3 protein-coding genes and 1 pseudogene are annotated in these 2,561 nt (G+C 50.6%); all 4 read right to left on the reverse strand.

Annotation, left to right across the window (positions count from 1 at the left end):
- A partial coding sequence (locus QVO97_RS06085) for a plasmid recombination protein (protein WP_288189137.1) occupies window positions 1–365 on the reverse strand: 365 nt, incomplete at its 3' end.
- Window positions 365–586, reverse strand: a complete 222-nt coding sequence (locus QVO97_RS06090) for a hypothetical protein (RefSeq protein ID WP_022359490.1) — start codon at window positions 584–586, stop codon at window positions 365–367. The genes QVO97_RS06085 and QVO97_RS06090, both read right to left, overlap by 1 nt.
- Window positions 587–982: 396 nt before the next feature.
- The gene (locus tag QVO97_RS06095; protein WP_022359491.1) at window positions 983–2,356 is read right to left on the reverse strand and encodes a DNA primase family protein; all 1,374 of its coding nucleotides are present in this window, start codon (window positions 2,354–2,356) and stop codon (window positions 983–985) included.
- Window positions 2,331–2,561: pseudogene (locus QVO97_RS06100) on the reverse strand (DNA primase); the annotation flags it as partial. The pseudogene QVO97_RS06100 and the gene QVO97_RS06095, both read right to left, overlap by 26 nt.

Raw genomic sequence — 2,561 nt, forward strand, 5'->3', positions numbered from 1 at the left:
GCAGATATGATTGTATCTTTGGATTGATGACTCCCAATGAAGGTAAGGGCTTCTTCAAAAAACGCTCTGATTTCCGCCCGCTTCTTACCCTTGAAGAACTCCGGGCTGGCGGTGACCAACGCCTCCACGACCCGGACGCTGTCCTTTCTGGTACGGCATCCGGCGGCTACGATTTGCCGCTCTGCCTCCGCCCGGTATTTCTGATAGGGCTGAATGAGGTGAAAATTATACTTACTCCGGCTGGTGTCCACATCGGGATTGCTGGCATATTTTTCTTTGGTTCGCTCATTATGGGCTTCAATATTGCCGATCTCCGGTCCCTTATACTTGGCAAACCGTAGAATCGCATACTGTGCTTTTTCCATTACACATCCCTCCGCTTCTGCCAGACCAGATCATAGCCAAGTACATCGGCGAGCTGGACGGCTTCCTTGTATCGCAGGGATTCCCGCTGCAACTTCGCTGACAGATTGGACACGCTGTCGCTCCATCCATATTCGTCAGCCAACAGATCAACGACCTCCTGCATGGTAAATCCGGCACGGACAATCTGTGCCTTGATTTCATTTCTAATATTGGACTGCATATAATAACCTCCTGATTTTTCCCATAAAAAGAACCGGCTGCGCCAAACAGCGCCCCGGCTTCACAGGAACGTGTGATAAACTTGTTTCTTGTTTTGCGATTAAAATTGCTTTTATGATGTCCTGCCCACAGGGCGGCATCTCCGAGTTTTCGATACCGTGTGTCTTTGCTTGAAGCGGTGAAATCTGCTCGGGTTCCATAAAAGCAAATTACGTTTCAGAGAAGCGTGATTCCGTGCAATCATGTTGCTCCAGAGAAAACTTCTTTTCGTTTTGCATTTCACTCAAAATACAGCTTCAAAAACAGCCCTTTTCCGTACTCCGACAATGGCAGATTTCCGTATACGGAGTGTTTTCGGGCAAATCGCTACGTACATACGTACCAAGAAAAGGCATCGTCAATCCCGCCAGTCTTCTGGTACGTACGTACATTGTGAAGCATCGGAAAACTCATTTATATGCGGTCTTGCCACTGCTTCGATCCCCATGAAGCCCCAAACCCGCCGTCCGGCGGAATTCGTGACCGTATTGCAGTGTTCCAGATTGTATTTGCTCTGGCAGGCGATCACAGAATCGCTGAAGCTCCGGCTTTTCAGCGGCGTCAGGTTATTTTCGTCGCACCACATCCGGTAAATCGCATACAATTCCTTGGAGCTGATGGACATATCCGCTTTCAAACGTATATAGCCATCGGATTCCAAAAAGTCATACACGTTGTTATTATCCCGCTTGACGGTTTCCCGGTTTTCTTTTGTGCGCTGGCTTTCCGTGAATTTGAAATTGTTGCGTACAAGCCGCTGCAAGCCCTCAAATGCCCAGAGGAAGATGCCCTCCACCTCAACTTTCATCTTTTCGGCCAGGTCAGGGTCATCTATCCGGCCAGCAGGCTTTTCTTTGGTGGTCAGCACAAGCTGCCTACGATAAAAGCCGTCACTTCGGTCATAGAGCGCCTGCAAATCCCCGTTGCTGAACGCCAGCAGACGGGCGAACATCCAGCCCTGATAGCTCTGTTTGCCCTTACGCTCCAAATCCATCTTGCCCTGTGCTGTGACGATGGACTTTACATAGTTGGTCTGACGCAGGGCCTCCATCCGCATATCATCGTCCACGCAAAGGAGTATATGCTCCAAATCTGCACGGGCGAAGCGGTTTTCGGAGATTTTCCCGATGCTGCCGTCTTTCATGTTGCTGCCGAACATAGCTCCCAATACAGCGCCGATCTGGGACTTGCCCTCGCCGCCGTTTCCCTTAATGACCATCATGCGCTGCCCCTTGTTGCAGGGGATCAAGCAGTAGCCGATAAACTCCTGCAAAGTAACAATGTCCTCCGGGTACAGCAGCCCATCCAGGAAGGAAATCCACAATGCAGGCTTCGGCGCATCCGGCTTATAAGCGACCGGTAGTCGGCTCCGCACAATCTCCGGCTTTCCGGGAATAAAGCTGCCATCCAGCATCAGCGTGCCGTTGGAAAGATGAATCCGGTCTGGTAGGAGAGGGAAATCATCTACCTGTGCGGCCAGCTTCATCACTTCCAGAATGTTGCTGACCTTCCGGGGGATATTGTTCACGGCGCAGCATTTCAGCCGTTCAAAGATTTCTCCCCGCAGCGGCAGGTCATCGGTCACTCTGCCATCCGGTGTGAAAAATGCCCGGTTGGAATAAATGATTTTGTGGCTACTCAGAAACTCGTCGCAGAATACCGCTTCATTGATATTTGTCCCATCGAACCAAACCGGCAGATTAGGATCAGTCCATTTCCTGCTCTTTGCCATATGCTCGTTCCTCCTTTTTCAGCCGGTTCAGACGTTCTTCCAGCCTGTCTATGGTACCGTCTTCTTTCAGCATATCTACCGTTTTAACCCGGACCTCCAGTTCTTCAAATGTCAGTACATCCACCAGATACTCCGCACGATCCAGCATCTGGCAGGCTTCCACAAAGCGGTCATCCCATTCTTCCTCCGGGCTGGAAGGAGCATA

The organism is Clostridium sp. CAG:43 (assembly GCF_000434655.1).
GTDB lineage: Bacteria > Bacillota > Clostridia > Lachnospirales > Lachnospiraceae > Otoolea > Otoolea fessa.